At 68.4% G+C, this 364-nt stretch carries 1 protein-coding gene; it reads right to left on the minus strand.

The features are described 5' to 3' along the window. Positions 1-49: 49 nt before the first annotated feature. Positions 50-364 (minus strand): lysoplasmalogenase family protein (locus EN850_RS34315; RefSeq protein ID WP_210238037.1); only part of this gene is annotated, 315 nt, incomplete at its 5' end.

The raw sequence follows: 364 nt of genomic DNA on the forward strand, positions 1-364 counted from the left end.
GTTTACGCCACGGTGCTGTAAACGACTTAATCCCCTCCGTCCCCTTTTTCTATTTCACCGAGCGGGCGATGGCGTACTGCGCGCCGTAGTACTTGGAGAGCACCAGCAGGCTGGCCAGTGGCAGGCCGCCGGCGAAGCGGTCCCAGGCCAGTAGTGAATCGCTGGCGACGAACAGCAGCGCACCGGCGGCCGCCCGGCGCGCGCTGCTGGCTTCCACGGCAGCGGGCTTCGGGCTGCGCCACTGCCGTGCCAGGGCCAGCACCGCCATCGAGGCCAGCACCAGCACGTATGCCAGCACCGGCACGCGCATCGGCACCGGCAGGTGCGGCCAGAGGCCCATCACGTTGAGGACGGCAAAGGCACC

This window comes from Mesorhizobium sp. M8A.F.Ca.ET.207.01.1.1, assembly GCF_004794715.1.
In the GTDB taxonomy this organism is placed as follows: domain Bacteria; phylum Pseudomonadota; class Alphaproteobacteria; order Rhizobiales; family Rhizobiaceae; genus Mesorhizobium.